The sequence below is a fragment of the Caballeronia sp. LZ033 genome, assembly GCF_031451265.1.
In the GTDB taxonomy this organism is placed as follows: domain Bacteria; phylum Pseudomonadota; class Gammaproteobacteria; order Burkholderiales; family Burkholderiaceae; genus Caballeronia.
In genome coordinates this window covers 565,225-592,032 of record NZ_JARUXQ010000004.1, presented here as the reverse complement: position 1 = coordinate 592,032, position 26,808 = coordinate 565,225, and the positions used below count along the sequence as shown (strand labels likewise).

The 26,808-nt window shown below is 65.4% G+C and carries 23 protein-coding genes; 12 read left to right on the top strand and 11 right to left on the bottom strand.

The features are described 5' to 3' along the window. Positions 1 to 12: 12 nt before the first annotated feature. The 3 genes from QCE62_RS29915 to QCE62_RS29905 are packed head-to-tail and all read right to left on the bottom strand — an operon-like array spanning position 13 to position 4,174. Complete coding sequence (locus tag QCE62_RS29915; protein WP_309926129.1) at positions 13 to 624, bottom strand: NIPSNAP family protein; 612 nt, start codon at positions 622 to 624, stop codon at positions 13 to 15. Then, positions 621 to 2,369 (bottom strand): FAD-dependent oxidoreductase, encoded by a 1,749-nt coding sequence (locus QCE62_RS29910; protein ID WP_309926128.1) that lies wholly within the window; start codon positions 2,367 to 2,369, stop codon positions 621 to 623. The genes QCE62_RS29915 and QCE62_RS29910 overlap by 4 nt, the downstream gene beginning before the upstream one ends. Then, positions 2,366 to 4,174, bottom strand: a complete 1,809-nt coding sequence (locus QCE62_RS29905) for an FAD-dependent oxidoreductase (protein ID WP_309926126.1) — start codon at positions 4,172 to 4,174, stop codon at positions 2,366 to 2,368. Before QCE62_RS29905 ends, QCE62_RS29910 begins: the two co-directional genes overlap by 4 nt. Positions 4,175 to 4,392: 218 nt before the next feature. Here QCE62_RS29905 and QCE62_RS29900 point away from each other — a divergent pair, with 218 nt between their 5' ends. From QCE62_RS29900 to QCE62_RS29890, 3 genes are all read left to right on the top strand, one after another. After that, on the top strand, positions 4,393 to 6,060 hold the full coding sequence (locus tag QCE62_RS29900; RefSeq protein WP_309926123.1) for a SulP family inorganic anion transporter: 1,668 nt from the start codon (positions 4,393 to 4,395) through the stop codon (positions 6,058 to 6,060). Positions 6,061 to 6,239: 179 nt separating this feature from the next. After that, the gene (locus tag QCE62_RS29895) at positions 6,240 to 7,064 is read left to right on the top strand and encodes a shikimate dehydrogenase (protein ID WP_309926121.1); all 825 of its coding nucleotides are present in this window, start codon (positions 6,240 to 6,242) and stop codon (positions 7,062 to 7,064) included. A 114-nt stretch (positions 7,065 to 7,178) separates the two neighbouring features. Next, entirely contained in the window at positions 7,179 to 7,664 is a 486-nt protein-coding gene (locus QCE62_RS29890; RefSeq protein ID WP_309926119.1) for a hypothetical protein, read from the top strand. 8 nt (positions 7,665 to 7,672) lie between these two features. Here the strand turns inward: QCE62_RS29890 and QCE62_RS29885 are convergent, their stop codons facing one another. Then, complete coding sequence (locus tag QCE62_RS29885) at positions 7,673 to 8,632, bottom strand: MBL fold metallo-hydrolase (RefSeq protein WP_309926116.1); 960 nt, start codon at positions 8,630 to 8,632, stop codon at positions 7,673 to 7,675. 162 nt (positions 8,633 to 8,794) lie between these two features. On the opposite strand from QCE62_RS29885, the gene QCE62_RS29880 reads away from it, so the two are divergent. Continuing rightward, the gene (locus QCE62_RS29880) at positions 8,795 to 9,574 is read left to right on the top strand and encodes a helix-turn-helix domain-containing protein (RefSeq protein ID WP_309926115.1); all 780 of its coding nucleotides are present in this window, start codon (positions 8,795 to 8,797) and stop codon (positions 9,572 to 9,574) included. Next, positions 9,571 to 10,383 (top strand): IclR family transcriptional regulator C-terminal domain-containing protein, encoded by an 813-nt coding sequence (locus QCE62_RS29875; RefSeq protein WP_309926113.1) that lies wholly within the window; start codon positions 9,571 to 9,573, stop codon positions 10,381 to 10,383. Before QCE62_RS29880 ends, QCE62_RS29875 begins: the two co-directional genes overlap by 4 nt. Here the strand turns inward: QCE62_RS29875 and pdxY are convergent, their stop codons facing one another. Then, the gene (gene pdxY / locus QCE62_RS29870) at positions 10,384 to 11,265 is read right to left on the bottom strand and encodes a pyridoxal kinase PdxY (RefSeq protein ID WP_309819951.1); all 882 of its coding nucleotides are present in this window, start codon (positions 11,263 to 11,265) and stop codon (positions 10,384 to 10,386) included. A gap of 523 nt (positions 11,266 to 11,788) precedes the next feature. Here pdxY and glgC point away from each other — a divergent pair. Genes glgC through QCE62_RS29850 form a run of 4 tightly spaced genes read left to right on the top strand, consistent with a single transcriptional unit; the run spans position 11,789 to position 16,885 of the window. After that, positions 11,789 to 13,063, top strand: coding sequence for a glucose-1-phosphate adenylyltransferase (gene glgC, locus QCE62_RS29865; RefSeq protein WP_309926112.1), 1,275 nt, complete (start codon positions 11,789 to 11,791; stop codon positions 13,061 to 13,063). Positions 13,064 to 13,102: 39 nt separating this feature from the next. Next, positions 13,103 to 14,566, top strand: coding sequence for a glycogen synthase GlgA (gene glgA / locus QCE62_RS29860; RefSeq protein ID WP_309926110.1), 1,464 nt, complete (start codon positions 13,103 to 13,105; stop codon positions 14,564 to 14,566). A gap of 55 nt (positions 14,567 to 14,621) precedes the next feature. Further along, entirely contained in the window at positions 14,622 to 15,422 is an 801-nt protein-coding gene (locus QCE62_RS29855; protein WP_309926107.1) for an SDR family oxidoreductase, read from the top strand. Positions 15,423 to 15,448: 26 nt separating this feature from the next. Continuing rightward, a complete protein-coding gene (locus QCE62_RS29850) occupies positions 15,449 to 16,885 on the top strand; it encodes a dihydrolipoyl dehydrogenase (RefSeq protein WP_309926105.1) in 1,437 nt (478 codons plus the stop codon). A gap of 84 nt (positions 16,886 to 16,969) precedes the next feature. On the opposite strand, the gene QCE62_RS29845 is transcribed toward QCE62_RS29850, so the two are convergent. The 3 genes from QCE62_RS29845 to QCE62_RS29835 all read right to left on the bottom strand — a co-directional run bounded on the left by QCE62_RS29845 (position 16,970) and on the right by QCE62_RS29835 (position 20,036). Next, entirely contained in the window at positions 16,970 to 17,326 is a 357-nt protein-coding gene (locus QCE62_RS29845) for a hypothetical protein (protein WP_309819941.1), read from the bottom strand. A 276-nt stretch (positions 17,327 to 17,602) separates the two neighbouring features. After that, a complete protein-coding gene (mmsB, locus tag QCE62_RS29840; protein WP_309926103.1) occupies positions 17,603 to 18,487 on the bottom strand; it encodes a 3-hydroxyisobutyrate dehydrogenase in 885 nt (294 codons plus the stop codon). 16 nt (positions 18,488 to 18,503) lie between these two features. Next, on the bottom strand, positions 18,504 to 20,036 hold the full coding sequence (locus QCE62_RS29835; RefSeq protein WP_309926100.1) for a CoA-acylating methylmalonate-semialdehyde dehydrogenase: 1,533 nt from the start codon (positions 20,034 to 20,036) through the stop codon (positions 18,504 to 18,506). Positions 20,037 to 20,259: 223 nt separating this feature from the next. On the opposite strand from QCE62_RS29835, the gene QCE62_RS29830 reads away from it, so the two are divergent. From QCE62_RS29830 to infA, 3 genes are all read left to right on the top strand, one after another. Beyond that, complete coding sequence (locus QCE62_RS29830) at positions 20,260 to 21,219, top strand: LysR family transcriptional regulator (protein WP_309926097.1); 960 nt, start codon at positions 20,260 to 20,262, stop codon at positions 21,217 to 21,219. 180 nt (positions 21,220 to 21,399) lie between these two features. Continuing rightward, a complete protein-coding gene (gene corA, locus QCE62_RS29825) occupies positions 21,400 to 22,377 on the top strand; it encodes a magnesium/cobalt transporter CorA (RefSeq protein ID WP_309926095.1) in 978 nt (325 codons plus the stop codon). A 510-nt stretch (positions 22,378 to 22,887) separates the two neighbouring features. Next, entirely contained in the window at positions 22,888 to 23,154 is a 267-nt protein-coding gene (infA, locus tag QCE62_RS29820) for a translation initiation factor IF-1 (RefSeq protein WP_006999277.1), read from the top strand. A 180-nt stretch (positions 23,155 to 23,334) separates the two neighbouring features. Here the strand turns inward: infA and QCE62_RS29815 are convergent, their stop codons facing one another. Genes QCE62_RS29815 through zwf form a run of 3 tightly spaced genes read right to left on the bottom strand, consistent with a single transcriptional unit; the run spans position 23,335 to position 26,643 of the window. Next, positions 23,335 to 24,213, bottom strand: a complete 879-nt coding sequence (locus QCE62_RS29815) for an HAD family hydrolase (RefSeq protein WP_309926093.1) — start codon at positions 24,211 to 24,213, stop codon at positions 23,335 to 23,337. Then, positions 24,213 to 25,034, bottom strand: coding sequence for an ROK family protein (locus tag QCE62_RS29810; RefSeq protein WP_409017939.1), 822 nt, complete (start codon positions 25,032 to 25,034; stop codon positions 24,213 to 24,215). Before QCE62_RS29810 ends, QCE62_RS29815 begins: the two co-directional genes overlap by 1 nt. Before the next feature lie 34 nt (positions 25,035 to 25,068). Beyond that, positions 25,069 to 26,643 carry a glucose-6-phosphate dehydrogenase gene (gene zwf, locus QCE62_RS29805; protein WP_309926091.1) on the bottom strand — a complete coding sequence of 525 codons (1,575 nt, stop codon included), beginning with the start codon at positions 26,641 to 26,643 and terminating at the stop codon, positions 25,069 to 25,071. Positions 26,644 to 26,808: the final 165 nt, after the last annotated feature.

Genomic DNA, 26,808 nt, shown 5'->3' with positions numbered 1-26,808 from the left:
CGGCGTCTCCCTTCAGCGCAGCGGCGAGAACGGCGCCGGCATGTAGATGGTCGATTCCATCGTTGTCAGATGGGCCGGTCCGCCCTTCGGCGGCCAGATGCCGTCCGCCACCGCTTCGGCGCGGATGCGCGAACGCTCGTCGACGCTCGCATACGGCCAGATGTTGAGAAAGCGCGGCACCGTGCCGTCGAGCGCATACATGGCGCCGATCAGCGGCGAGCGCTTCGTGCGCTCCGGCAACGCGCCCTGCCATGCGTCGATCGTGTGTTGCAGGCTCGCGAGCTTCGTGCCGTAGACGCGCATCTCGTAGATGCCGCCGTGCACGGCAGGCTCGATCGGCGGAAGGAACGGGAACAGCGCGTAGCTGCTCACCTCGACATCGGTGACGAACTCGCCGCAGCCGAACGGATTGCCTTCGAGCAACAGCCGCTGCCGTTCGCGCACGAGCGCCGCTTCCGAATCGAAGCCGCGCAGCACCATCACGCGGCCCAGTGCGCCGATGTCGGAATACCAGCAGCCGAGCAGCTTCACGCCCGGCGCGGCGCCGTTCGCCTCGATGTGCTCGAAGACCCGCGCGTTCGCGCCGAGCTTCACCGTCAACGTGACTGTGTCGTAGAGAGTCATTGAAAAGTCCTTGCCTGTGTGGAATGAGAGTCTTGCGCACAGGCGCCGCTGTCGTCATGCAGCGGCGCCTGCGCCAGTTCGAGGCCGGCCAGATAGCCGAAGGTCATCGCCGGACCCAGCGTGATGCCGCCGGCGGGATAGTGGCCGCCCATCATGCTCGCGGCGTCGTTGCCGACCGCATACAACCCGGCGACGGGCGCGGCGGAGGCATCGAGCACGCGCGCGCGGGCGTCGGTGGAAAGTCCGGCGAAGGTGCCGAGACTGCCGGGCACGATCTTCACCGCGTGGAACGGACCGTCCGCGAGCGGCGCGACGCAGGGATTCGGCCGATGCAGCGCATCGCCCTGGAAGCGGTTGTACGGCGTCGAACCCTTGTGGAACTGCGGATCGAAGCCGTCCTTGGCGTACGCGTTGCAGGTGGCGACGGTATCGGCGAGACCGCGCGCGTCGATGCCGCATTGCTGCGCGAGCGCTTCGAGCGTCGGCGCGGACTTGAGATAGCCGGCGCGCTGCAGCGGCCCGAGCGGAAACGGAAACGGCTTCGCCGCACCCAGGCCATAGCGCCGCTGGAACCGGTGATCACACACGAGCCACGCGCAAACTTCCTCGCCGGGCGGCACCGTGCCGATGAGTGCCGAGACGAAATCGTGATACGACGACGCCTCGTTCGTGAAACGCCGCCCCGCGCGCGTCACGGCGATCACGCCCGGCTTCGCGCGCTCGATCAGGTGCGGGAACGCCGCCTCCGCGCCGTGCGCGCGCGGCACCAGCGAAACTGGCGCCCACGCGGCGGGCGCGTCCAGCGCGGCGTCGAAATGCGCGCCGGCGTCGATGCCCGCGCGAATGCCGTCGCCGGTATTGCTCGTGGGCGCGGCGGACCAGTGCGGCATGCAGGGAAACGTGCGCGCCTGACGCGCGGCATCGTGCGGATAGCCGCCGCAGGCGAGCACCACGCCGCGTTTTGCCAGCACGTCGTGCGGCACGCCGTCGATCTCGACGCGCGCGCCCGTCACACGCGTCGTGCCGTGCAGAAGCGTCACGGCCTTCGCACGCGTGCGCAGATCGACACCGCCATCCTCCGCCGATTTCAACAGCCGCGCGACCAGCGCATTGCCGTTCACGAGATGCATCGAGCGGCCGTAGCGCAGCTTCTGCCATGCGAACGCTGCGAAGCGCCGCGCCACATGCCAGGCCGACGCTGCACTGCGCGTCGCGTTCAAGAAATGCGTCAAGTCCGCGCCCGATGCGATCGCCATGCCGGCCACCGTGGTTTCGGCGAGCGGCGGCCGCAGACGGTCGAGCAGCGGGCCGAGCGCACGGCCGTCGAACGGCATCGCGCCTACCGAGCGGCCGCCGTTTGCCGAACCTTGCGTCGTGTGGAAGTCGGGAATGCGATTGCCGTCGATGAAACGCACCGCCGTATGCCGCTCGAAGAATTCGATCATGCGTGGACCGTGTTCGATCAGCGCATCGATCTTCGCGGCGTCGAAGTGCGCGCCGAGTTCGCCCGCGAGGTACGCGCGCGGCGCATCCGCCGGTTCGACGATCCCGGCGCGCTGCGCGAGCGGATTGCACGGAATCCACATCCAGCCGCCCGACCACGCGGTCGTGCCGCCGAACACGTCTTCCTTCTCGCAGACCAGCACGGACAAGCCCTGCTGCGCCGCCGTGACCGCTGTGGACAGACCGCCGGCGCCGGAGCCGAGGACCAGGACATCGCAATGGATCACCGGTGGCTGGCTCATTTCACCACCGCGTGCGCGTGCAGGCTCGATCCGGTTTCCATAGGCACCACGAGCGCTTCATCGCGTGCATCTATCAGCGCGTGTTGCGCGTTTTGTGCCCGAACCGCCGCATGCCGCGCCGCCAGATAGCCGAATGCGAGCCCCGGGCCAAGCGTGATGCCCGGGCCGGGATAAACGCCGCCCATCACCGACTGCATGTCGTTGCCGCAGGCGTACAGGCCGGCGATCGGCTGATCGTCCCGATCGAGCACGCGCGCGTCGGTATCCGTGACGAGACCGGTCGCCGCACCGATATCGCCCGGATAGAGCCGCACCGCATAGAACGGCGCCCGTGCAATCGGCCCGAGGCACTTGTTCGGTCCGCTCCAGTTCGCGTCGCCATTGGCGTTCTGATACGCGGTCGTGCCGCGCTGGAAATCGGCATCGACGCCCGTCTGCGCATAACGGTTGTTGCGCGCAACGCTGTCCGCGAGTCCCGTCTGGTCAATACCGAGCCGGTCCGCCAGTTCGTCGAGCGTGCTGCCCTCGACGAGATAGCCGTCGGCGAGAAACGGCGCGAGCCCCTTGCCGCCGGGACGCACCATGCCGAGCCCGTACTTGCGCAAGCCATCCGCATCCGTGACGAGGCACGCGGGGATCGACGGCTGCGCGCGGTGCGCTTCCTGCATCGCGATGCCGAACAGGTGATACGACGTGTTTTCGTTGAGAAAGCGCCGGCCGTTCCGATCGACGACGATCATCCCCGGCTTGCCGCGATCCATCAGGAAGTGCGGGAACACGGCGGTGCTGCCGTCCGCGCGGTTGCGGGTCGACACCGGCGCCCAGAACGCGTTTGACCGCGCGCCCTCGCCAAAGCGCGCGCCGGCTGCGAGCGCCAGGTCCTGCGCGCCGCCGGTATGTCCGGGCGCGCCTGCGCACCACGCGGGATCGGCGCCCGGCAGCAGTTCGGCGCGCCGCGTCGCGTGCCGGTTGAAGCCGCCGCTCGCCAGGATCACGCCGCCTGTCACGCGGATACGCCGACGCTCGTTGACTTGACTCAGCGACACCGCTTCGATGCCATGTGCGCCGCTGTGCAGCGCATCGACCCGGGTTTTGGTCAGGATCGTCACGCCGCGCTGGCGCAGCGACAGCAGCAGCCGTCCGATCAGCGCATTGCCCATCACGAGCCGCGTGCCGCGCGGCGAATTCAGCCGGTCGCGCGCGTGCCGCGTGAGCAGCGCCGCAGCGTGCCGCAACGACCTCAGTGATTTCGTCATGCCGAGCAAATGCGCGACGTCGTCGCGATCGACCATCATGCCGCCCAGCACAGTGAATTCGGGAAGCGGCGGACGGATCAGCGCAAAGTCGGGGCCGAGCGTGCGGCCGTCGAAGGGCAGCGGCTCCAGCGCGCGGCCGCGCAACGTCGAGCCTTCGACTTCCGACAGGTAATCCGGATGGAACGGGCGCGCGCGGTATTTCACTTCGCTATGGGCTTCCAACTGCGCGACCGCCTTCGGACCGGCGTCGAGAAACGCCCGGCGCATCGCGGCCTGGCTGTGTGCGCCGACCGCACGATCCAGAAATGCTTCGGCATTCGCCACGGTGTCTTCGGGATTGACGCCCGGCCCGTGCATCGAACCGGGTATCCAGGTGGTGCCCGCCGAGTAAGCCGTCGTGCCGCCGACGTATTCCGTGCTTTCCACGAGCAGCACGCGCGCGCCGTCAATGGCCGCCACCAGCGCCGCCGACATCCCCGCGCCGCCCGCGCCCACCACGACGACATCGAATTGCTCGTCCGATCCCAACTGCTCCAGTGTCTCCGTCATCGATATGCTCCGCTCCCCGCTCATTCGCTGAACTTTCTTCTATTTCAGAATCCTATTCCACTTTAGCGAATGAAGCAAAGCCATTTTCGTTCGACGAACCCTCGCGCGGCTTGGCAGCCATCCGTCCTTGGGGCACGATTCGCTTCTTCGATGACCCGCGCCCGCCCATGCAGCCATCCCCTCGCCGGCCCGCCCTCCATGCCTGGCTATTGAAAGGCATGCTCCCGCTGAACCGCGCCGCCGCGCTGCGCGATGCGCTGGCGGGCGTCTCGCTCGCCTCTATGGATATTCCGCAGGTGCTCGGCTACGCGCGCATTGCGGGGATGCCGCCGGTCACCGGCCTGTACACGGCTTTCCTGCCGCTGTTCGCGTTTGCGCTGTTCGGCGCGTCGCGTCATCTGGTGGTCGCGGCGGACTCGGCGACGGCGACCATCCTCGCCAGCCGCGTCTCGACGATGGCCGCCATGGGCAGCGCCGAATACATCGCGCTCGCCGGCATGGTTGCATTGCAGACTGCCGCGCTGCTGTTGCTCGCGCGGCTCTTCAAGCTGGGCTTTCTCGCCGATTTCCTGTCGCGCACGGTCCTGGTCGGCTTTCTGGCGGGTGTCGGCGTGCAGGTTTCCATCGCGATGCTCGGCGATCTTCTCGGCATGACCGTGCCGGAGCCTTCGTCGCGCAGTCTGGCGCAACTGGCCTATGTCGCCGGACATGCGCTGCAATTCCATGGGCCGACCTTCGGGCTTGCGCTGCTCGTGATCGTCCCGATCCTGCTCTGCAAGCGCGCCGCGCCGCGCGTGCCGATGCCGCTCATCGCGGTGGTCGGCAGCATCGTTGCCAGCAAGCTGTTCGATTTCTCGGCGCATGGCATCGCGGTGCTCGGACCCATCGACGGCGGCCTGCCCGCGCTGCGCTTCCCCGCCGTCACCTGGCAGCAGTTCCTCGACCTGATGCCCGTCGCGGCCTCGTGCTTCGTGATGATCATCGCGCAGAGCGCGGCCGCCGCGCGCGTCTATGCGCAGCAGTATCGCGAGGACGTCGACACCAACGCCGACATCCTCGGTCTCGCCGCCGCCAACACGGCGGCGGCCTTCAGCGGCACCTTCGTCGTCAACGGCAGCCCCACGCAGACCGCGATGGCCGAGCGCGCCGGCACCCGCAGCCAGTTCGGACAGGTCGCGTTCGCGGCAGTGGTCGCCGTCGTGCTGCTGTTCCTGAGCGGCTATCTGCGCTACCTGCCGCACTGCGTGCTGGCGGCGATCGTGTTCACCATCGCCATCGGCCTCGTTAACGTTCGGAGCCTGCGGGACATCCGCGCCGAAAGTCCGGGCGAGTTCACGCTCGCGCTGGTGACGGCGGCAGCTGTGGTGATGATCGGCGTCGAGCACGGCATCCTGCTCGCCGTGGCGTTGTCGCTGATGCGGCACGTGCGCCACAGCTACCGTCCGCACACAATGGTGCTGACGCCCGTTCCGCCCGACGGGCGCTGGCAGTTCGTGCCCACGGCGCCGGGCGCGATGACCACGCGGGAACTCATCGTGTATCGCTTCGGCGCGGATCTGTTCTATGCGAACGATCACTTCTTCACGATGGAATTGACGGAGCTCGTCGATACGGCGCCCGGCGCTCTGCGCCATCTCGTCGTCGATGCCGGAGCGATTACCGACCTCGATTATTCGGCGGCGCGGACGATCGGCGGTCTCATCGAAACCTTGCAGGCGCGTGGCATCGCGGTGCGTTTCGGGCGGGTGAATCGCTTCCTGCGCGGCGACATGGACCGGCATGGGCTGACGCGCGTGCTGGGGGCGTCGAACGTGTTCGGGACCTTGCATGAAGCGCTGGCGGCGGCCGGCGTTCCCGCGCCGATGCACGGACCTGATCCGCTGTAAGCAGCCTTTTGCGGCATGGATCCCGCGACGACGCTCCTGATTTGAGGGCGGGTTCGAACGAAGACGATTAGTTGCGGTCTTTCGCCTTAAATATTGAACAGAATTCCACATTAGATTAGAGTTCTCCATGAACAGGCGAACCGATCCCGATCGCATCGAATTCCAATCCGGAGACAACAATGGCGCAGGACCCCTCTTTCTCGGCTTCGCTCGACGAAGGCCTCAGCGGCGCGACACGCGTGTACTTCATCGTCGGCGATCCGATCGCGCAGGTGCGCTCCCCGGCCGGCGTAACCGCCGCGCTGCGTGCGCAAGGCCAGGATGCGATCGTGATTCCCGCGCACGTCGCGCCCGCCGACCTCGAAGCGTTCTTCGCCGGTCTCGCGCACTTGCAGAACTGCGACGGCGTGATCGTCACCGTCCCGCACAAGTTCAGCGCGACATCCTTCTGCAGCACCCTGACCGACGAAGGCCGCTTCCTCGGCGCGGTCAACATGCTCAGGCGCAATGCGGACGGCAGCTGGCACGGCGGCGCGTCGGACGGCATCGGCATGGTCGCGGCGCTGCGCGATGCCGGCTGTGAACCGACGGGCAAGCGTGCGTTGCTGATCGGCGCGGGCGGCGCGGGTTCGGCGATCGGGCATGCACTGGTGGATGCCGGCGTGGCGATGCTCGCGATCCGCGATTCCGACGCCGCGCGCACCGATGCCCTCGTCACGCGTCTTGCCGCATTGAAACGCGGCGCGGTGCAGGTCGCGGACGATGCGGGCGCGGAAACCTATGAACTGATCGTGAATGCGTCGCCGGCGGGCATGCGCGCGGGCGATCCGCTGCCGATCGACGTCTCGCGCCTTGCGCCCACCACGTTCGTCGGCGACGTCGTGACCAAGCCGCCGTTGACGCCGTTCATTGAAGCGGCCCGCGCGCGCGGCTGCGTGACCGTGACCGGCACGCAGATGTTCGGTCGAGTATGCGATGCCATCGTCGCGTTTCTGGTCGCCTGACCGGTTCGGCAGTCGGAAAAGCGCACACGCACGACGCATGCGGAAACACTCATAACAAAGGACTCTGGAACAATCCACACCGCCGTTCCTTCGTTACCCAAAGGAGTTCCCGCGATGATTTTCCATGCCTCCATACCCGCCAACGATCCGAAACACGTCGCGCAGGTGCTGGCCGAACTCTGGGATGGCTTCGCCGCGCCGTTCTCGCCGTTCCCGGACGCGTGGATGGCCGTCGCGGGCGACGAGCGCGGCAGCATCATCGAGGTATATCCAGGCGACCGCGTGATCACGCCGGGCGGTGGTGAGGAAGAAAGCGTGGGCTACGGCGCGGACACCGCAGCGCGGCCGCGCTACAGCGCCTTCCATATGGCGATTGCGACGCCCCGGACGAGCGCGGAAGTCATCGCGATTGGCGAGCGTGAAGGCTGGCGCGCGGTGCATTGCACGCGCGGCAACAACTTCTTCCACGTGATCGAACTGTGGATCGAGAACTCGACGATGCTCGAATTCCTCACGCCCGACATGCAGGCCGAGTATCTGGCTTTCTCGACGCCCGAGAATTTCAAGGCGATGGCGGCGGCCAACCCTTATCAGGCGTAAGCGCCTCGTCAGTCCTGCAGCGCGGCCCACATCTCCTGGTCGCGCTGGGCGGTCCAGATGCGCGGATGGCGGATGCCGCTGGCTTCGTCATAAGCGCGCGACACGTCGAACGGCAGACAGTGCTCATAGATGAAGACGTGACCGAACTTCGCATCCATCGACTTGCGCGCGTGCGCCATCGCGCCCTTCAGGTCGAGCTTCTGCGCAACGGCCTCGCGGCCCGCCTGAAGCAGCGTCGTGACGAAGTCCTTCGTATAGTCGAGTCCTTTGTTCACATCCGCCGGCGACAGCAACGCCGGGCCGCGTCCCGGCACCAGCTTGTCCGCATTGAGCGCGCGCAAGGCTTCGAGCGTCGCGGGCCAATCCTCGAGCTGCGCGTCGCCGCAATAGCAGGCTGCGTCGTACTCCACCAGATCGCCTGAAAACAGCACCTTCTGCGACGGTAGCCAGACCACGGTGTCGCCCTTCGTGTGACCCGAACCGAGATGCGCGATCCTCACTTCGAGCTTGCCGAGGAACAAGGTGATCTCGCGCTCGAAAACCAGCGTCGGCCAGGTGAGACCGGGCACCGTCTCGACGCCCGCAAACAGACGCGGAAAGCGTTCGATCTCCGACTTCATGTCCTGCTCGCCGCGCTCGACGATCATCTCGTAAGTGCCGCGGCTCGCGATCACTTCCTGCGCACCTTCCTTGAAATACGCCGATGCCCCCAGCACGCGCACCGCGTGGTAGTGCGACAGCACGACGTACTTGATGGGTTTGTCGGTGACGCCGCGAATCTTTTCGATCAGGTCCTGGGCCATCGCAGGCGTCGCGGTGGTATCGACGATCAGCACGCCGTCGTCGCCGACGATCACGCCCGAGTTCGGATCGCCTTCCGCCGTGTAGGCGTACGCGTTGTCGGAGAGCTGCGTGAAGGTGATCTTCTTCTCCTGCAGATCCGCCTGCGATGCGAAAGCCTTTGCCATGATCGTGTCTCGTCCAGTCTTGTGAGGATGAACCGATGATCGATGCGAGCCCATACTTTGTCAACAGCAAGTACACTTGCCATAGGCAAATTTCGGGTAAATACTGAAGGGCATCGGCCGTTCGGTCGAGCCGCCCGGTTACTTCCCATCACGGAACGCACTTTGGCCCGTCTCCTATCCGCTGCGCAGCATGCGGCACCCGTCGAAACGAAACAGCAGCGCGGCATTCAAAGCGTCGAAGTCGGCGCGCGCCTGCTCGACGCCCTCGCGAAGCGGCGCGAACCGCTTGCGCTCAGTGCGCTTGCCGACGCCGCCGCGATGCCCACAGCGCAGGCGCACACCTATCTCGTCAGCCTGACGCGGCTCGGGCTCGTGAAGCGCGATGCATTGACCGGCAATTACGAACCCGGCCCGCTCTCGTTGCGCCTGGGCGTCATGAACCTGGAGCAGCAGCCGGCGTACCGGGCGGCGGCGCCGCGCGTCGCGGCACTGGCGCTGGAGACCGGCATGAGCGTGGCCGTCAGCGTAGCCGGGCCGCAGGGGCCGACTATCGTGCGCTACGAACGCGGCGGCCAGCCCTTGCATGTCAATTTGCATGTCGGCACGGTGATGTCGCTGCCGGCCACGGCGACGGGCCGGATCTTCCTCGCCTTCGACACCCCCGCCAGCGTCTCGGCCATGCAGGCGCATCAGGCGGAAGCCGACCTGCCGAGCCTGAACGCGCGGCTCGACGAAATCCGGGCGCGTGGCATCGAACGCGGCATCGATGCGCCGAGTCCGGGCGTCAGCAGCATGAGCGTGCCGGTGTTCGACGCCGCGCAAAAGATGCAGCTGGCGCTGACCGCGATCGGTCCGACCGGCCTGTGCGACGTCGCTTGGAACGGCGCACTGGCGCAGGCGCTGCGGCATACGGCACGCGACCTCACCGCCGCCTTGTCATGACGACGCACGCTCCCGACGCCCGTCCGCAGCGCGGCATCAACGCCCTCGATGCGACCGGTGATCTGCTGCACGCGCTGGTGGCGGCAGACGGCCCGCTGCTGCTGCGCGACCTCGCGGCGGCGGCCGGCATGCCGCCGGCCAAGGCGTTCGCGCATCTGGTGAGCCTCGTGAAGGTCGGCCTGCTGTCGCGCGACGACGCCGGGCGCTTCCACGCGGGGCCATTGAGCCGCGAGTTGGGTTTGATCGCGCTGCAACGGCTCTCGCCGGTCCGCGATGCCGAAGCGGAGATCGTCGCGCTCGCGGCGGATACGTCGATGACGGTCGCGGCCGCCACGCTGGGGCCGCTCGGACCGACGGTCATCCGGCTGGAGGAATCGGCGCGGCCGCAGCACGTGAGCCTGCGCATCGGCACCGCGATGTCGCTCGTGAACACGGCCATTGGGCGAGTCTTCGCGGCGCATCTCGGGGATGAAATGCGGACGAGTCTGCTGCAACAGGACGGCATCCGCCTCGCGGGCGTGGCGCCGACATCGTTCGCCACGACGGACGACGGTGACTATCACGTAACGTTGTCACGCATCCGCGAGCAGGGTTTCGATACGGCGCTCGATGCACCGGTCCCCAGCATTCACTCGCTGGCCGCGCCGGTCTTCGATCACACCGGCAGCGTGTGCCTGGTGCTGGCGCTGATCGGTTCGGCGGGCGGTTTCGACAGCGCCGCCGACGGCCCGCTCGCGCGCACGTTGCTGGCCGCGACGCGCAGGCTGTCCTGGCGTTTCGGCTTGCTTGAAGCGACCGAGGCGGGCTAGTCAGGCCCGCTTGACGGTTTCGGAGCCCATCACTCGGATGGCGGGAAAGCGGTCGGTGGGCTTCGCGATCTCGTCCTGCGACGCGACGATCTCCAGCTCGTACCGACCGGCCTCGTAGGTGGCCTTGACCACTGCGTTGACGGCCGCGAGTGTGTGTTCGAGCGCGTTGCGGAGTGAATCGCCGAGCAGCGTGCGCGCGACGAACACGCCGCTCGTCAGATCGCCGACGCCGACCGGCTGGCGCGCGAACGGATACAGCGGACGTTGCGCGAACCACGCCTCGGTCGGGCCGACTGCAAGCATGTTGAAGGTATCGGCGCGGCTGTTGCGGTCGAGCAGATGCTTGACGAGCACGATGCGCGGCCCGCGCGCAATGACCTCGCGACAGGCGTCCACCGCTTCTTCCACGGTTTCGATGCTGCGTCCGACGAGCTTTTCCAGTTCGACGTGATTGGGCATCAGCGCGTCGGCGATGCCGGGCATCGTGGTGACGAGGAAGTCCTCGATGCCGGGCGCGACCGTGCAGCCGCCCGTCTGGCCCATGACCGGATCGCAGAAGAAGAGCGCGTGCGGATTCACCGCCTTGACCATCTTCACGATCTCGACCACCGCGCGGCCCTGCTCGGGCGCGCCGAGATAACCCGAGAGCACGGCATTGCAGCGCCCCAGCACGCCGATCGCGCCAATCCCTTCGATCACGCTCTGCAACTCGTCGGCATCGAAGGCGCTGCCGGTCCAGCGGCCATACTGCGTGTGATTGGAGAACTGCACGGTGTTGAGCGGCCAGACGTTGACGCCCAGCCGCCGCATGGGAAAGACCGCCGCGCTGTTGCCCGCATGGCCGAACACCACATGCGATTGAACGCTCAGGACGTTGTTCATATTCTGATTTCCCGCTTGGTTCCAGTTGTTCGGTCCGACGAAACGTCGCCTTGCAGTGCAGCGATCGCGGGTGCGCGCCAAAGGTCTGCCTCAGACGGCCCCTTCAGGACGCCCGCCGGCATCGCGTGTCTTGTATTGTGCCGTGCCTCGACGCACTGCGGCACGGCCTCGTCATTAAAAATCGGCGAACCTTGCTTGTCGAGCGTCGCGAACATCGACGCCGGTCATATCGGGCATGGCAAGACTGCTTTGCGCAATTCGGCATGCGCCTTGCTCGGCCGGAACGTCCGCGGCATGGTATAGATCATCCGACGAACGGCACAGGTCCACAGCAAGGACGAACGTCCGGCAAAAAACCAGCCGACTTCCGCACAGGAAGGGCCACGCCGCCTGATAATGCGTGAATGACAGCGCGACACGCCGCGCAACGCACGCACTCCCCGGCCTGGAAATCAGACACACGAACACGAGGACGAACTCTCGGCAGGACATCCATAGTCGCAGGTCAAATCAGGAGGCAGGAATGGAGACGCTGATCAAGAATCGCACCGATTTGCAGAAGTCGACCCTCGCAATCGTCCTCGCCGGCGGGCGCGGCACCCGCCTCGGACCACTCACCGACAAGCGCGTGAAGCCCGCCGTCCACTTCGGCGGCAAGTACCGCATCGTCGATTTCGCGCTGTCCAACTGTCTCAACTCCGGCATTCGCCGCATCGCCGTCGTCACCCAGTACAAGGCTCACTCGCTGATCCGCCACATGCAGCGCGGCTGGGGTTTCCTGCGCGGCGAGTTCAACGAGTTCATCGATATCTGGCCGGCGCAGCAACGCGTCGATTCGAGCTGGTACCGCGGCACGGCGGACGCCGTGTACCAGAACATGGACATCATCCGTTCGATCGGCCCGGAATTCGTCATCGTGCTGGCGGGCGATCACATCTACAAGATGGACTACACGCGCATGGTGCTGGATCACGTCGAGAGCGGCGCGGACTGCACGGTGGGCTGCATCGAGGTGCCGCGCATGGACGCGGTGGCGTTCGGCGTGATGCACGTCGACGAGAACCGCCGCGTGACCGACTTCCTGGAGAAGCCCGCCGATCCCCCCGCGATGCCCGGCAAGCCCGATGTCGCGCTCGCGAGCATGGGCATCTATGTGTTCAGCGCGAAGTATCTGTACGAGATGCTGCAGGACAATATCGAGACCTCGAATACCGATCACGACTTCGGCAAGGACATCATTCCGCGCGTCGTGACGACCGGCAAGGCCATCGCGCATCCGTTCAGCATGTCGTGCGTGACGTCGTCGAGCGACCCGGAAGCGCCCGCGTACTGGCGCGATGTCGGTACCGTCGATGCCTACTGGGCAGCGAATCTCGACCTCGCCTCCACCATTCCGGAGCTCGATCTCTATGACCGCAAGTGGCCCATCTGGACCAATCAGGAGCAGCTTCCGCCGGGCAAGTTCGTGCGCGACCTCAACGGCCAGCAAGGCGCCATCACCAACCTGCTGGTCTGCGGCGGCTGCGTGATCTCGGGCTCGCAGGTGTCGAAGTCGGTGTTTTCGTCGGCGGTGCGGGTGCACTCGTTCTGTAACATCAATGAGGCAGTCTTGTTGCCGCAGGTAACCGTCGGGCCGAGTTGCCGGCTGCAGCGCGTCGTGATCGACCGCGGTTGCACGGTGCCCGAGGGACTCGTGGTGGGCGAGGATCCGGACGACGACGCCGCGCGCTTCTTCCGCACGGAGTCGGGTGTCACGCTCATCACGCGGGACGCGCTCGCGCGACTGTCGCAGGGATAGACGCGGGAGCACCATGACCATCAATCGACGGGAGCGCCGATGACCGTACGCGTGCTGCATGCCGCAGCAGAAATGTTTCCGCTGCTGAAGACCGGCGGTCTCGCCGACGTGGTCGGCGCCCTGCCGCCCGCGCAGTCGCAACTGGGCACGCACGCGCGGGTCGTACTGCCGGGCTTCCCGGCCGTGCTTGCAGGGCTCGACGACCTGCAGCCGGTCGCCGATCTGGGCGCGGCGTTTGGAGTCGGCCAGATCCGGCTCGAACGCGGCGTGTTGGCGCCGCACGGGGTGGTTGTGTACGTCGTGCGGGCGGACCCGTTCTACGACCGCCCGGGCAACCCTTATCTCGACGCGGCTCACCGCCCCTACGCCGACAACGACCGCCGCTTCGCGCTGCTCGGCTGGGCGGCCGCACGCATCGCGACGGGCGCCGATCCCGCCTGGAAGCCGCACATCGTCCATGCGCACGACTGGCATGCGGGGCTCGCGCCCGCCTATCTGCGCGCGTTCGAACGCGCGGGCGCCGCGAAGACCGCCAGCGTGATGACGGTCCACAACCTCGCCTACCAGGGCACGTTTCCGGCGTCGGAATTCGGCGCGCTGCAACTGCCCGGCGATTTTTTCGCGGTGGATGGCGTCGAGTTCTATGGCCTCGTGTCGTTCCTGAAGGCCGGGCTGTATTACGCCGATCGAATCACCACGGTCAGCCCCACCTACGCGCGCGAGATCCAGACGCAGGCTCACGGCGCGGGCCTGCACGGCCTGCTGCAGACGCGCACGCACGACATCACCGGCATCCTGAACGGCGTCGATTACGCCATCTGGAGTCCGGCCGTGGATGAATCCATCGCGACGAAATACACGCCCACGCGCGTCTCCGGCAAGTCGAAGTGCAAGTCCGCGTTGCAGGAACGCATGGGCCTGGAACGCGACGACAACGCGCTGCTGTTCGGCGTCGTCAGCCGGCTGACGGAACAGAAGGGACTGGATCTGCTGCTGTCGGTGGTGCCGGACATCGTGCAGCGCGGCGGGCAACTGGTCGTGCTCGGCACCGGCGATCCGGCGCTCGAAACCGGCATGAAGAACGCGGCGGCGGCGCATCAGGGCGCGGTGGCGGTGGAACTCGGCTTCGACGAGACGCTGTCGCATTCGATCATCGCCGGCAGCGACGTGGTGATGGTGCCGTCGCGCTTCGAGCCGTGCGGGCTCACGCAGCTGTACGCCCTGGCCTATGGCTCGCTGCCGCTCGTGCATCGCGTGGGCGGGCTGGCGGACACCGTGACGGATTGCTCGCTCGAAAATCTCGCCGACGATCTCGCCACCGGCTTCGTCTTCGACACGTTCGATCGCGCCACCATGGTCGCCTCGATCCGCCGTGCCTTCGCGCTGAAACAGCGGCGCGCCGACTGGAAGACGGTGGTCAGGCGCGGCATGGACCAGCGCTTCAGTTGGGAAGCGGCCGCGCTCAAATACGCGGAGGTGTATCAGGGGCTGACCGGCGGCTGAAGCGCGGGCGCATGCCTTGCTCCCGATCCGTCACCCTCAGACACGGACGGAGCATATGCACAAACCCCTCGCAGGTCAGATCGCGCTGGTGACGGGCGCAAGCTCGGGTATCGGCGAAGGCGTGGCGCACGCACTCGCCGACGCGGGCGCGCACGTCGCCATCAACTATCACTCGCATGCCGAACCCGCCGAGAAGCTCGCCGCCGCGATCAGCGCAAAAGGCGGCGAAGCGTTCGCGGTCGGCGCGGACGTCGCCGATGAAGCGCAAGTGGACGCCATGTTCGACGCCGTCGTGCGGCGCTGGGGCACGCTCGATATCGTGATCGCGAATTCGGGCTTGCAGCAGGACGCGAAATTCACCGAACTGACGCTTGCCGACTGGCGGAAGGTCATCGACACCAATCTCACCGGCCAATTCCTCACCGCCCAGCGCGCCGTGCGCGAATTCGAGCGGCGCGGCATGCGCGACGTGTCGAAGGCGCTGGGCAAGATCATCTGCATGAGTTCCGTGCACGAAGTCATTCCGTGGGCGGGGCACGTGAACTATGCGGCGTCGAAGGGCGGCATCCAGATGATGATGAAATCGCTCGCCCAGGAAGTCGCGCCGCAGCGGATCCGCGTCAACGGCATCGCGCCCGGCGCCATTCGCACGCCGATCAACCGCGAAGCCTGGGACCAGCCAGAGCAACTCGAGAAGCTGCTGACGCTGATTCCATACGGACGCATCGGCGAAGTCGACGACATAGGCCGGGCGGCCGTCTGGCTCGCCTCCGACGACAGCGATTACGTCGTCGGCACGACCCTGTTCGTCGATGGCGGCATGACGCTCTATCCGGGCTTTGCCGACAACGGCTGAACGATGGCAGCAACACGGGGAAGCTTATGAAGGACATGAAGGTGGATGTGGCGGTGATCGGCGCGGGGACGGCCGGCATGGCGGCGTTTCGCGCGGCGCGGCTCGCGGGCGCGAGCGCGGTGTTGATCGAGAGCGGCGAGTTCGGCACGACTTGCGCGAGGGTCGGCTGCATGCCGTCCAAGCTGCTGCTCGCGGCGGCGAACGGTTTGCACGAAGCGCGGTCGCTGGCGGCGCGCGGCATCGAGGGCACGCATGCGCTGGAAGTAAATCGCGAACACGCGCTCGATTATGTGCGGCGCGAGCGCGATCATTTCGTCAAAAGCGTGCTGGACGAAGTGGAGTCGTTTCCCGACGACTGCATCGTGCGCGGCCAGGCGCGCTTCGAATCGCCGACGCGGTTGATGGTCGGCGACGACACGCGTATCGAGGCGGCGCGCGTGGTCATCGCGACGGGCGCGGCGCCGAGCGTGCCGGACGAACTCAAGGTCTTCGGCGACAAGCTCATCACCAGCGACGACCTGTTCGAACTGCACGCGCTGCCCGCGAAGATCGCGGTGTTCGGCGCGGGACCGATCGCGCTGGAACTGGGCCAGGCACTGGCCCGTCTCGATGTCGACGTCTTTGTGTTCGGCAAGGGCGGCAGCGTGGCTGCGCTCACGGATGCGCCGGTACGCGACGCGCTGAGAGAAGCGCTCGCCGACGAGTTCTACTTCGATCCGGACGCGAAGTTCGATGCGATGTCGTTGGAAGACGACCAACCGACCTTGCGCTTCACCTCACCGGGAGGCGAGCCGCGGACCGAACGCTTCGATTTCGTGCTGGCGGCCACGGGCCGCGCCCCGAACCTGAAAGCGCTGGCACTGGACAAGACGGGCATCGCATTGAACGACAAGGGCGTGCCGCTATTCGACGAAACCACGATGCAATGCGGCGACAGCACGATCTTCATTGCAGGCGATTGCGACGGCACACGCCCCTGGCTTCACGACGCCGCCGACGAAGGCAAGCTCGCAGGCGACAACGCCGCGCGCTTCCCCGACGTGCAGGCGATCAAGCGCAAGGTGCCGTTCTCGCTGGTCTTCTGTGAGCCGCAGGTGGTGATCGTCGGCGCATCCTATGACGATCTCGAGAAACAGATGACGGTAACGGGGGAAGCGTCGTTCGAGGATCAGGGCCGCAGTCGCGTGATGCGGCAGAACCGCGGTCTGCTGCACGTCTACGCCGATGCGAAGACCGGCAAGCTGCGCGGCGCGCAAGGCTGCGGTCCGGCGATGGAACATCTCGGGCATCTGCTTGCGTGGGCGCTGCAACTCGACCTGACGCTCGATGAAATGCTCAAGCTGCCTTTCTATCATCCGGTCGTCGAAGAAGGCTTGCGCAGCGCGCTCAAGGATGCGGACACGAAATGCTATGAACAACGCTCTGAGACGCCGCCGGCATTAGCGAGTGCTGCGGGCTGTTGATGCTTGCAGCAGTGCACAAAAAAAACGCCGGTTGCGCATGCGCAACCGGCGTTTCGTTTTGGCCTTCGAAATACGGCTTGAGACTTAATTGCCGCTCAAACCATATTGCAGTGCAAGATCGAATCCGAGGACGACCATCGAACAGAACAGACCCAGCGAGAGATTGGCCAGTCGATGACCGACATCCTTGTGTCGGGTCAGCACAGCGCCTGCGAGGAACGCGATTTCCACGATGACTTGCATGCAGAACACGGCGACCATCAGCGCGAATTCATAACCCATCGCGTTGAAGTTCATGAAGTTGAAGCCGTTCACTGCAACCCAGGATCCCACTCGCCATACTTCGTATGCCAAAAGCAGCAACGGAAAGAAATAGCTGGCGACATAAGTCGGCACCGTGGCGTGCCGCAATTCCATGTTCAAGTGACGTGTAACTTGCATCGCGTACTCCTCATCTGATTGCCCGAAAACGACGGGCGTTCTACCAGCACCGTGGCGCTACCGGAGCGTTCGTACCGAACGGCAGACGGGCGTCGTGCTTTCAGAATAGGACAATTTTCTGGAAAGCGAATCATCGTATTCCCGATGGTCTTTCCCAGTAACGGACTGCGCGACGCGTTGTGCAGTGCAACTGAACAAACTAGTTATAAACAGAGGGCAGGATCGGCACGCACGGTCGTGCCGCCACCCTCCTTCGTTTGATACTGTTGGCCGCTATCAGTTCTTCCCGTACAACTTGATGATGCCCGAGAAATCGAGTCCGCCAAGGCCTTGCTGGCTCATCGACTGATAAAGCTGCTGCGCCAGCGCACCCATGAAAACAGGCTGTTTTGCGCCGCGCGCCGCATCGACGGCAAGGCCCAGATCCTTCAGCATCAGATCGGCGCCGAAGCCGCCCGCATAGCCGCGTGAAGCCGGTGCCGTCTCGACGATCCCCGGATAGGGATTACACGTATCCGAACTCCAGCAGCGTCCCGTCGAGGTATTCACGATGCTCGCCAATTTCGACGGATCGATACCTAGCGTTTCCCCCAGCTTCATCGCTTCAGCCACGCCGATCATCGAGATGGCCAGCAGCAGGTTGTTGCAGATCTTCGCAATCTGACCCGTGCCGGTTTCGCCGCAGCGCACCATGTTCTTGCCCATGCCGCTCAGCACCGGACGCAGCGTGTCGAACAACGCTTCGTCCGCGCCGACCATGAAGGTCAGCGTGCCCGCCTGCGCCCCGACGACGCCGCCCGACACCGGCGCATCCGCAAACGGATTGCCGTGCTGGGCCGACGCCTCGCCGATCAGCTTCGCCGTAGCCGGGTCGATCGTGCTGCTGTCCACCAGCGGCACGCCCTTCGCGACGCCCGCGAGCACGCCGTCGTCGTTCAGATAGACGGCTTTTACATGCTGCGCCGCGGGCAGCATCGTGATAACGACTTCCGCACCTTCCGCCGCCGCACGCGGCGAGTCCGCGAGCGTCGCGCCCGCCGAGCGCGCGGCGTCCAGCGCGGCCGGCACGAGATCGAACGCCGTGAGCGCATGCCCTGCCTTCAGCAGGTTCGCGACCATCGGGCCGCCCATGTGTCCGAGACCAATGAAACCAATCTTCATCGCTGCCTCCTCGTTGTTATTTCAGTGCGATGGTGGTGTTCACGCCGTCGTTCACGGTGGCGTCGTCGAACCAGCGTGCCGTGACCGTTTTCGTCTGCGTGTAGAACTGCACGACCTGCTTGCCGTACGGCCCCAGATCGCCGAGCTTGGAGCCGCGCGAACCCGTGAAACTGAACGACGGCACCGGCACCGGAATCGGAATGTTGATGCCCACCTGACCGATGTCGATCTCGCTCTGGAACTTGCGCGCCGCCGCGCCGCTCTGCGTGAACAGGCCGACGCCATTGCCCATCGGATTGCGGTTGACGAGCGCGATGGCATCGTCCAGCGTCTCGGCTTCGAGCACGCACAGCACCGGACCGAAGATCTCCTTCGTATAGATCGTCATCTCGGTATCGACGCCCGTGAAGATGGTCGGCCCAATGAAGTTGCCCTGCTCATAACCCTTCACGCCGATGTTCCGGCCGTCGAGCGCGAGCGTCGCGCCCTCTTCCACCCCCTGGCCGATCAGCCCGAGAATGCGTTCCTTCGCCGCCTTCGAGACCACCGGGCCGACATCCGTGCCCGGCTCCGCGCCGCCGTTGACCTTGAGCGTCTTCGCCTTCTCGACCAGTTCCGGCACCCACTCCTTCGACGCCCCGACGAACACCGCCACCGACGTCGCCATGCAGCGCTGTCCCGCCGCGCCGAAGCCCGCGCCGACGAGCGCGTTGAGAGTCTGCTCCTTGTTGGCGTCGGGCAGGACGACGGCGTGGTTCTTCGCGCCCATCATCGACTGCACGCGCTTGCCGTGCTGGCTCGCGAGGTTGTAGACATGCGTGCCGACAGCCGTCGAGCCGACGAAGGAAATCGCCTCGATCTCGGGATGCGTGCAGATCGCATCGACCACTTCCTTGCCGCCATGCACGACGTTCAGCACACCGGGCGGCACGCCGGCTTCGAGCGCCAGTTCGACCAGTTCCATGGTCGAGAGCGGATCCTGCTCGGAGGGCTTCAGCACGAAGGTGTTGCCGCACACGATGGCCATCGGGAACATCCATAGCGGGATCATCGCCGGGAAGTTGAACGGCGTGATGCCGGCACAGACGCCGATAGGCTGGCGCAGCGTGTACGTATCCACGCCGCCCGCGACGTTCTCGGCGAATTCGCCCTGCTGCAAGGTGCTGATCGAGCACGCATGCTCGACGACTTCCAGGCCGCGGAAGATGTCGCCCTCGGCGTCGGCGAGCGTCTTGCCCTGCTCCGCGGTGAGCGTCTGCGCAATGCGTTTCTGGTTCTGCCGCACCAGGTCCTGGAAGCGCAGCATCAGCCGCATGCGGGCGCCGAGCGGCGTCGTGCGCCAGGTCTGAAACGCCTTGTGCGCCGCAGCGACGGCGGCATCCACTTCGTCCATCGTCGCGAACGGCACGCGGCCGACCACGTCCTGCGTGGCCGGATTGACGATGTCGCGCCATTCCGCGCTCTTCGATTCGACGAACTGGCCGTCGATCAGCAGCTTGGCCGTGCGGACAGACGCATTCTGCGCCGGATGTTCAGCAGCGATATTCACGAGTCACTCCTTGCGTGGGAAATTGCCGACGGGCAGGAAAGGTGGAAGGGAACAGCGAGGACAGGCGAAGAGACGCGCCGCGCGGGCGCTGGAAGAAAAAGCATCGTGTCTCCGTCTTGTTGGTATGCAGCCCGCAATGATGCAGGCTCGCTTCCTGAGTATAGTTATGCAAAAGTCCATCATGGCGCGATAAAAACACCCGATCGATATGCAAAAAAATCCGATGCCATCCGCCCCGCCCGACCTCGCCCGGCTCAACTGGGACGACCTGCGCTACTTCCTCGAAGTCGCCCGGACGCAGCGTGCCAGCGGCGCGGCGAAGCGGCTCGGCGTGGACTACACGACCGTCGCGCGGCGCGTGCGGGCGCTGGAAGACGCGCTCGGCACCCTGCTGTTCGACAAGTCGCGCAGCAGCGGCTTCATCCTGACCGCGGAAGGACAACGCCTCCTGGCCTATGTCGATTCCATCGAGACCACGGTGCAGTCGGCCACCGAGCAGATCGCGAACACGGGGCATGCGCTCTCGGGCCACGTGCGGGTCGGCTCGACCGAAGGCTTCGGCTGCTTCTTTCTCGCCCCGCAACTCGCGCGCTTTCAGGACGCGCACCCGAACATCACCATCGATTTGTTGCCGGTGCCGCATTTCGTGAGCCTGTCGAAACGCGAGGCCGATATCGCGGTGACGCTCGAACGTCCCGAACAGGGCCAGTATGTCTATACGAAGCTCTGCGAGTACCGTCTAAGGCTCTACGCCACCGCCGACTATCTCGCGGCTCACGCGCCGATCCGCACCACCGACGACCTGCGCCAGCATCGCTTCGCCAGCTATATCGATGACCTCGCCTTCAGCTATGAACTGCTGTATCTCGAACGCGCGGTGCCGGGCGCGATCTCGCGCTGGCGCAGCACGAGCGTGATCGCGCAATACTTCGCGGCGCTGCAGGGCCGGGCGCTGGCCATCCTGCCGTGCTTCATGGCGTCGTCGGACGCGCGCTTCGTGCCGGTGCTGCCCGACGAGATCATCGTGACGCGCGCGTTCTATCTCTCCTGCCGCGAGGATCTGCGCAAGCTGAAGCGCATCACGACGGTGTGGAACCATCTGCGCGCGGCGGCCGAAGCGAACCGCGCATTCCTCATGGGCGACGAAGCCACGATGGCGTGGGTGGATGTCAAGGCATCCTGATTGCTCCCGCTTCCTGGCCGGAATGCGCTCGGCGTCGCCGGTTGGAATCAGCCGTTTGGGCTAAGATTCAACGGATGGAGGCCACGCGCTCGCGCCCCCCGAGCGCCCATCGACGCGTGGCCGGGTCACATCGATAGCGTCACATCGATAACAAGAAATCGATATAAAAAAGGGCGCCCCATGCTGGTCAACTGCGCGGTTTATGAGAACGGCCGAAAGCTCGCCGATGTGCCCATCGACGACATCAATGCCTATCGCGATCGTCCCGACTCTTTCATTTGGGTTGCATTGAAGGAGCCCGGTCCCGGCGAACTCGCCCACTTGACGCAGCAGTTCGGGCTGCATGAACTGGCGGTCGAGGACGCGCAGAACGGTCATCAGCGGCCGAAGATCGAGGAGTACGGCGACTCGCTGTTCGCGGTCTTTCACACAGTCGAATTCGACGAAGAAGGCGACGTGCTGGTCGGCGAGATGAACGTGTTCGTCGGCAAGAACTATGTGCTCTCGGTGCGCAACCGGACCACGCAGGGCTTCCAGGAAGTGCGCAAGCGCTGCGAGCGCGAACCGCATCTGCTCAAGCACGGTCCCGCCTTCGTGATGTATGCGCTGCTCGATGCCGTCGTGGACCGTTACTTCCCCGTACTGGAAACGCTCGGCGCCGAACTCGACGAAGTCGAAGAACGCATCTTCGAGCAAAAGGGTTCGGTGGAGTCGCGCGAGATCATCGAGGACCTGTACTCGCTCAAGCGCCGCATGACGATTCTCCAGCATCACACGGCGCCCTTGCTCGAAGCCGTCAGCAAGCTGTATGGCGGCAGGTCGCCCGGCGTGTGTTCGGGCATGCAGGAATACTTCCGCGACGTGTACGACCACTTGCTGCGCATCGTGAAGACCATCGAGGGAAGGCGCGAAATGATCGTCACGGCGATCCAGGTGAATCTGGGCCTGATCGCGCTGGCCGAAAGCGAGGTGACCAAACGCCTGGGTTCCTTCGCCGCGCTGTTCGCCGTGCCGACGATGATCGCCGGCATCTACGGCATGAACTTCAAGTCGATCCCCGAACTTGACTGGGTATATGGCTATCCGGCCTGCATTGCTGTCATGCTGGTGGTGGATGTCGTGCTGTACTGGCGTTTCAAGAAGGCCGGGTGGTTGTAGCAAAAAGCGCCCTTGCAGAAACCTTCCGGCGAATTTCATTGTCTAATCAAGCGTTTTAGGCGAAAATAACGCCAGGGCTTGCAAGTTTGACCCTTTGGCCGCATATCAGTCAGGCGTTCGATATACGCGCCGCGGCCTGAAGACAGATTTGAAAGTTTTTTGCAAGCTTCATCGCGCGATACGTCGCGTTTCGCTATAACCCGCTTTTTAACCGCACGTCGGCACCGCAGTCCGCCGACGTCGCCGTCCCGGTCATGCCGGCCGCGGCGCGCCGCCTGCGCGGCCCGCACGTCCATCCGGCCTATGCCGTCAAGCTCACAACGAGCCTGAAGAGAGACGCGGTGCGCTTCCGTTGCGCCACGTATCGCATTGCCCTTCGAGTCCGCTGCGACGCCGTCCAGTGAAATGCCGCACGGCTGCTCATCGGCGACGAGCGCAGCGCCGGAAGCAGGTCGAACACGGGCGCAGGACGCGCGGCAGCACCCATCATTCATTACACAGGAGCCTCATATGGCGAAAGAAGAACTCATCGAACTCGACGGTATCGTTGACGAAGTCCTTCCCGACAGCCGCTATCGCGTGACGCTGGACAACGGCGTCGTGGTCGGCGCGTACGCCTCGGGCCGCATGCGCAAGAACCACATCCGGATTCTCGCCGGCGACCGCGTGACGCTGGAACTGTCGGTCTACGACCTGACCAAAGGCCGCATCAATTTCCGTCACAAGGACGAGCGTGCCGGCGGCGGTGCCCCGCGCGCACCGATGCGCCGTCGTTAAGCGCACCGGCTTCCTGCCACTGCTTCAACCACACCGAGCGTCCGCCTGATCCGCGGCGAACGCCTGAGACGCCCTACCGCGGATTTCCTGACCTTCGACGCAGCCGCCTGCCTCGCGCCCAGCCACATTCGCAGCGGCAGCGCCTCGCGTCGATGTCAACGCCCTTCGTGGCTACGTGGCTCAGCCGCCCGCGCGCGCCGCCACGATCGCCTCGACGCCCGTCGCAAAGCCATCTTCGTCATTGCTTTTCGAGACAAGGCTCGCCTGACGCCGCACGGCGTCCGACGCCTGTCCCATCACGATCGACACGCCCGCGATCTCGAACATCGGCACGTCGTTGCCCATGTCGCCGAGCACGGCCACCCGTTCGAGCGGCACGTTGGCCAGCCGCGCCAGCTCGCGCACCGCAGTGCCCTTGTTGGCGTCGATGCTGGTGACGTCGAGATAGTAGGTCTGCGAGCGGGCTGCGTGGCCGCGTTCGTGCAATTGCTGCTGCAAGCCAGTCTCGACGCGCGACAGCAGCGCGGTATCGGCCGTCGACCCGACGATCTTATCGACCGCAGCGAGATCCAGGTCCTCGAAACGCGCAACCCGCACGCCTTCGTAACCCACCGTGCGGGTTTCGAGCGGCACATAGGTCGCGTCGGGATTGGTCAGGTACCACGCATCGTCGATGAACACCCACGCATCGACACCCGCCGTCGCGAGCGTTTCGAGCGAGGTCTGTACGACGTCGCGCGGCAGCTTGTGCGACGACAGCACCTTCCACGTGCCCGGCTCGACCAGACTGCCGCCGTTGTACGACGCATAAGGCATATCGATGCCCAGCGCCTCGACGATATGGCGCATGCCTTTGCCCGGCCGGCTGCTCGCCGCCGTGAAGCGCACGCCCGCGGCTTGCAGGCGGCGCACGGCGTCGATCGCGGGCTGGCCGAGCGCCTTGTCGGTGTAGAGCAGCGTGCCGTCGCAATCGGTGACGACAAGTTCGATGTTCGCCAGTGCCTCGAACGCGTCCGCTCCGCCCGTGCTCGTCAGTCCGTACTTGCTGTCGCCTGCCATCAGTGCGCCCCTTCACGCTGGTTGAAATGCGGCAATTGCCGCGTCTCGCGCACCGAGCGCGGATGCCACAGCCGCGCGCCGCCCTCGATGCCCGCCGCATTCGACACCGTCGCGACGTTGTCCGGCAGCTTGAACTTGATGTGCGCGGCATTGCCGCCGCCGATCCACAGCTTGTCGTAGTTCACGAGCGACGCGAGGATCTCGATCGTCTTCTCCACGCGCCGGCTCCAGCGCTTCTTACCGGCCTTCTCGCGCGCCGCGTTGCCGATGTACTCGTCGTAGGTCTTGTCCTTCGCAATCGGATGATGGGCGAGCTCCAGATGCGGCATCAGTTCGCCGTCGCGGAACAGCGCGGTGCCCGCGCCGGTGCCGAGCGTCAGCACCATCTCGATGCCGCGTCCTTCAATGGCCGCGAGCCCCTGCATCTCGGCGTCGTTGATCATGCGCGCGGGGACGTCGCCGAGCCGCTCCGACAGCAACTGGGCGAGCGGCACGCCGCGCCAGGCCGGCGTGCCGAGATTCGGCGCGGTCAGCACGATGTTGTCGCGCACCACGCCCGGAAAGCCGATCGAGATATGCGTCGGCGGCGTGGCGACGATCGGCGCGATCAGCTGCATCAGCGTCTCGACGACCACGTCGGGCTTGGCCGGCTGCGGCGTCGCGACACGCAGGCGGTCGCTCTTAATCTGGCCATCCTCGGAAATGATCGCCGCCTTCAACCCCGTGCCGCCGATGTCGATCGCGAGAATGCGTTCCGCCTTGATCGCGAGTTTGTCCGCCGTCACGTGGGTTTTCTGTCTGGTTCTGGATTCTGTGCTCACGTGTGTTGTCCTTGCAGTGAAGTTCGAGTGGTGTTCAGTTCTTTTTGACCGGATCGGTCAGCGCGCGCCACGCGCGGCCATCATCGGCCAGCAGCTGGTCTGCCTGCGCCGGTCCCGTGCTGCCCGCCGCATACCCGTGCACGGGCAACGGGCTGTCCGGATGCAGCACGTGATCGACGGCGGCCCATGCCGTCTCGATGCTGTCGGCGCGCTGGAACAGCGTCTCGTCGCCGAGCATGCAGTCGTACAGCAATGTCTCGTAGCCGACGTTCGCGCGCTCCGCGAAGTAATCCGCGTAATTGAACGCCGAACGCGCCTTGCCGATCTGCATCAGCGGACCCGGCACCTTCACGTTGAAGTCGAAGGTGGTGCCGTGCGCGGGATCGATGCGCAGCGTGAAGACATTCGGCGTGAGCGCATCGACGGGCGTATCGCGGAACAGCAGGAACGGCACCGCCTTGAGCGTGATCGAAATCTCCGTGCGGCGCTCGGTCAGCCGCTTGCCGGTGCGCAGATAGAACGGCACGCCGGCCCAGCGCCAGTTCTCCACGTACACGCGCGCCGCCGCGTAGGTTTCGGTGCGGCTGTCGGGCGCCACGCCCTCTTCCTCGCGATACCCCGGCCCCGCCGGACCCGCTTCGTATTGACCGAGCACGACGTCCTGCGCCGTCAGAGGACGGATCGCGTCGAACACTTCGGCTTTCTTGTCGCGCACGGATTCGGCATCGAACGAATTGGGCGGCTCCATCGCTACCATGCCAAGCAGCTGGAACAGATGGTTCGGCAGCATGTCGCGGAATGCGCCGGTCTGCTCGTAGAACGCGCCGCGCCCTTCCACGCCGATCGTCTCGGCCGCCGTGATCTGAACGTTGTCGATGTATTCGCGCCGCCACACCGGCTCGAACATCGCATTGGCGAAGCGCACGGCCAGGATGCTCTGCACCGTGTCCTTGCCGAGGAAGTGATCGATCCGGTACACCTGCGTTTCCTGCGCGTACTTGAGAATGCAGGCGTTCAGCTCGCGCGCCGTTGCCAGGTCCGTGCCGAACGGCTTCTCGATCACGATGCGCCTGAAGTTTCCGTCCTTCTCCTCCAGCAAGCCGGCCGCGCCGAGATGCTCGACGATCGGCTCGAAGAACCGCGCGCCCACCGCGAAGTAGAAGATCACGCTGCCCGACTTGGCCTTCGCGAGACGTTCCTTGAGGCGCTTGAAGGTGTCCTCGTCGGTGAACTCGCCGGGAAAGTATTCGAGCCGCTGCTCGACCCAGCTCCAGGCTTCCTCGTCGAGCTTCGACGTGTGGAAGGTCGCGGCCTTGTCGGAGGCGAACTTGCGCAGCGATTGCGTGAGCTCGTCGCGCCAGTCGGAGGTTTCGCGTTCGCCGCGATTCACGCCGATGATCTCGAGCGCGTCGTCGAGCAGCTTGTCCGAGGCGAGGTTGTACAGCGAAGGCATCAGCAGGCGCTTGGTGAGATCGCCTCCGGCGCCGAAGATGACGAGCGTGCACGGCGGCGCGGGATGCTTGCCCGCACAGGTCTCGCTGGCCGGCTTGCCGTTTTCCGGTTGGTTCGATTGATTCGGCTGAGTCCCTTCGTTTGCATCTTTCGACATGGTGTGGCGCCCCTTATCAATTGCACGGTTGCGTATTGAACCTTGGAAAGACCATCGGCGTTGCGTCACAGTTCAACTGAACCTCAGTTGAAAGCACGGCCGCACAGCAGCGTATGCTTTTTGTAATTTCGATGCTTTCGTGAAGTAAGATATGCACGCTTGCGA

Bases quoted from the DNA above. Each gene is read 5' to 3' on its own strand.
- QCE62_RS29815 (WP_309926093.1), bottom strand. From the start codon at position 24,213: ATGGCAGGCGACAGCAAGTACGGACTGACGAGCACGGGCGGAGCGGAC.
- glgA (WP_309926110.1), top strand. From the start codon at position 13,103: ATGACCGTACGCGTGCTGCATGCCGCAGCAGAAATGTTTCCGCTGCTG.
- QCE62_RS29850 (WP_309926105.1), top strand. From the start codon at position 15,449: ATGAAGGACATGAAGGTGGATGTGGCGGTGATCGGCGCGGGGACGGCC.
- QCE62_RS29905 (WP_309926126.1), bottom strand. From the start codon at position 4,174: ATGACGGAGACACTGGAGCAGTTGGGATCGGACGAGCAATTCGATGTC.
- QCE62_RS29875 (WP_309926113.1), top strand. From the start codon at position 9,571: ATGACGACGCACGCTCCCGACGCCCGTCCGCAGCGCGGCATCAACGCC.
- pdxY (WP_309819951.1), bottom strand. From the start codon at position 11,265: ATGAACAACGTCCTGAGCGTTCAATCGCATGTGGTGTTCGGCCATGCG.
- QCE62_RS29855 (WP_309926107.1), top strand. From the start codon at position 14,622: ATGCACAAACCCCTCGCAGGTCAGATCGCGCTGGTGACGGGCGCAAGC.
- QCE62_RS29890 (WP_309926119.1), top strand. From the start codon at position 7,179: ATGATTTTCCATGCCTCCATACCCGCCAACGATCCGAAACACGTCGCG.
- QCE62_RS29900 (WP_309926123.1), top strand. From the start codon at position 4,393: ATGCTCCCGCTGAACCGCGCCGCCGCGCTGCGCGATGCGCTGGCGGGC.
- mmsB (WP_309926103.1), bottom strand. From the start codon at position 18,487: ATGAAGATTGGTTTCATTGGTCTCGGACACATGGGCGGCCCGATGGTC.
- QCE62_RS29895 (WP_309926121.1), top strand. From the start codon at position 6,240: ATGGCGCAGGACCCCTCTTTCTCGGCTTCGCTCGACGAAGGCCTCAGC.
- QCE62_RS29830 (WP_309926097.1), top strand. From the start codon at position 20,260: ATGCCATCCGCCCCGCCCGACCTCGCCCGGCTCAACTGGGACGACCTG.
- zwf (WP_309926091.1), bottom strand. From the start codon at position 26,643: ATGTCGAAAGATGCAAACGAAGGGACTCAGCCGAATCAATCGAACCAA.
- QCE62_RS29885 (WP_309926116.1), bottom strand. From the start codon at position 8,632: ATGGCAAAGGCTTTCGCATCGCAGGCGGATCTGCAGGAGAAGAAGATC.
- QCE62_RS29915 (WP_309926129.1), bottom strand. From the start codon at position 624: ATGACTCTCTACGACACAGTCACGTTGACGGTGAAGCTCGGCGCGAAC.
- QCE62_RS29910 (WP_309926128.1), bottom strand. From the start codon at position 2,369: ATGAGCCAGCCACCGGTGATCCATTGCGATGTCCTGGTCCTCGGCTCC.
- corA (WP_309926095.1), top strand. From the start codon at position 21,400: ATGCTGGTCAACTGCGCGGTTTATGAGAACGGCCGAAAGCTCGCCGAT.
- glgC (WP_309926112.1), top strand. From the start codon at position 11,789: ATGGAGACGCTGATCAAGAATCGCACCGATTTGCAGAAGTCGACCCTC.
- infA (WP_006999277.1), top strand. From the start codon at position 22,888: ATGGCGAAAGAAGAACTCATCGAACTCGACGGTATCGTTGACGAAGTC.
- QCE62_RS29845 (WP_309819941.1), bottom strand. From the start codon at position 17,326: ATGCAAGTTACACGTCACTTGAACATGGAATTGCGGCACGCCACGGTG.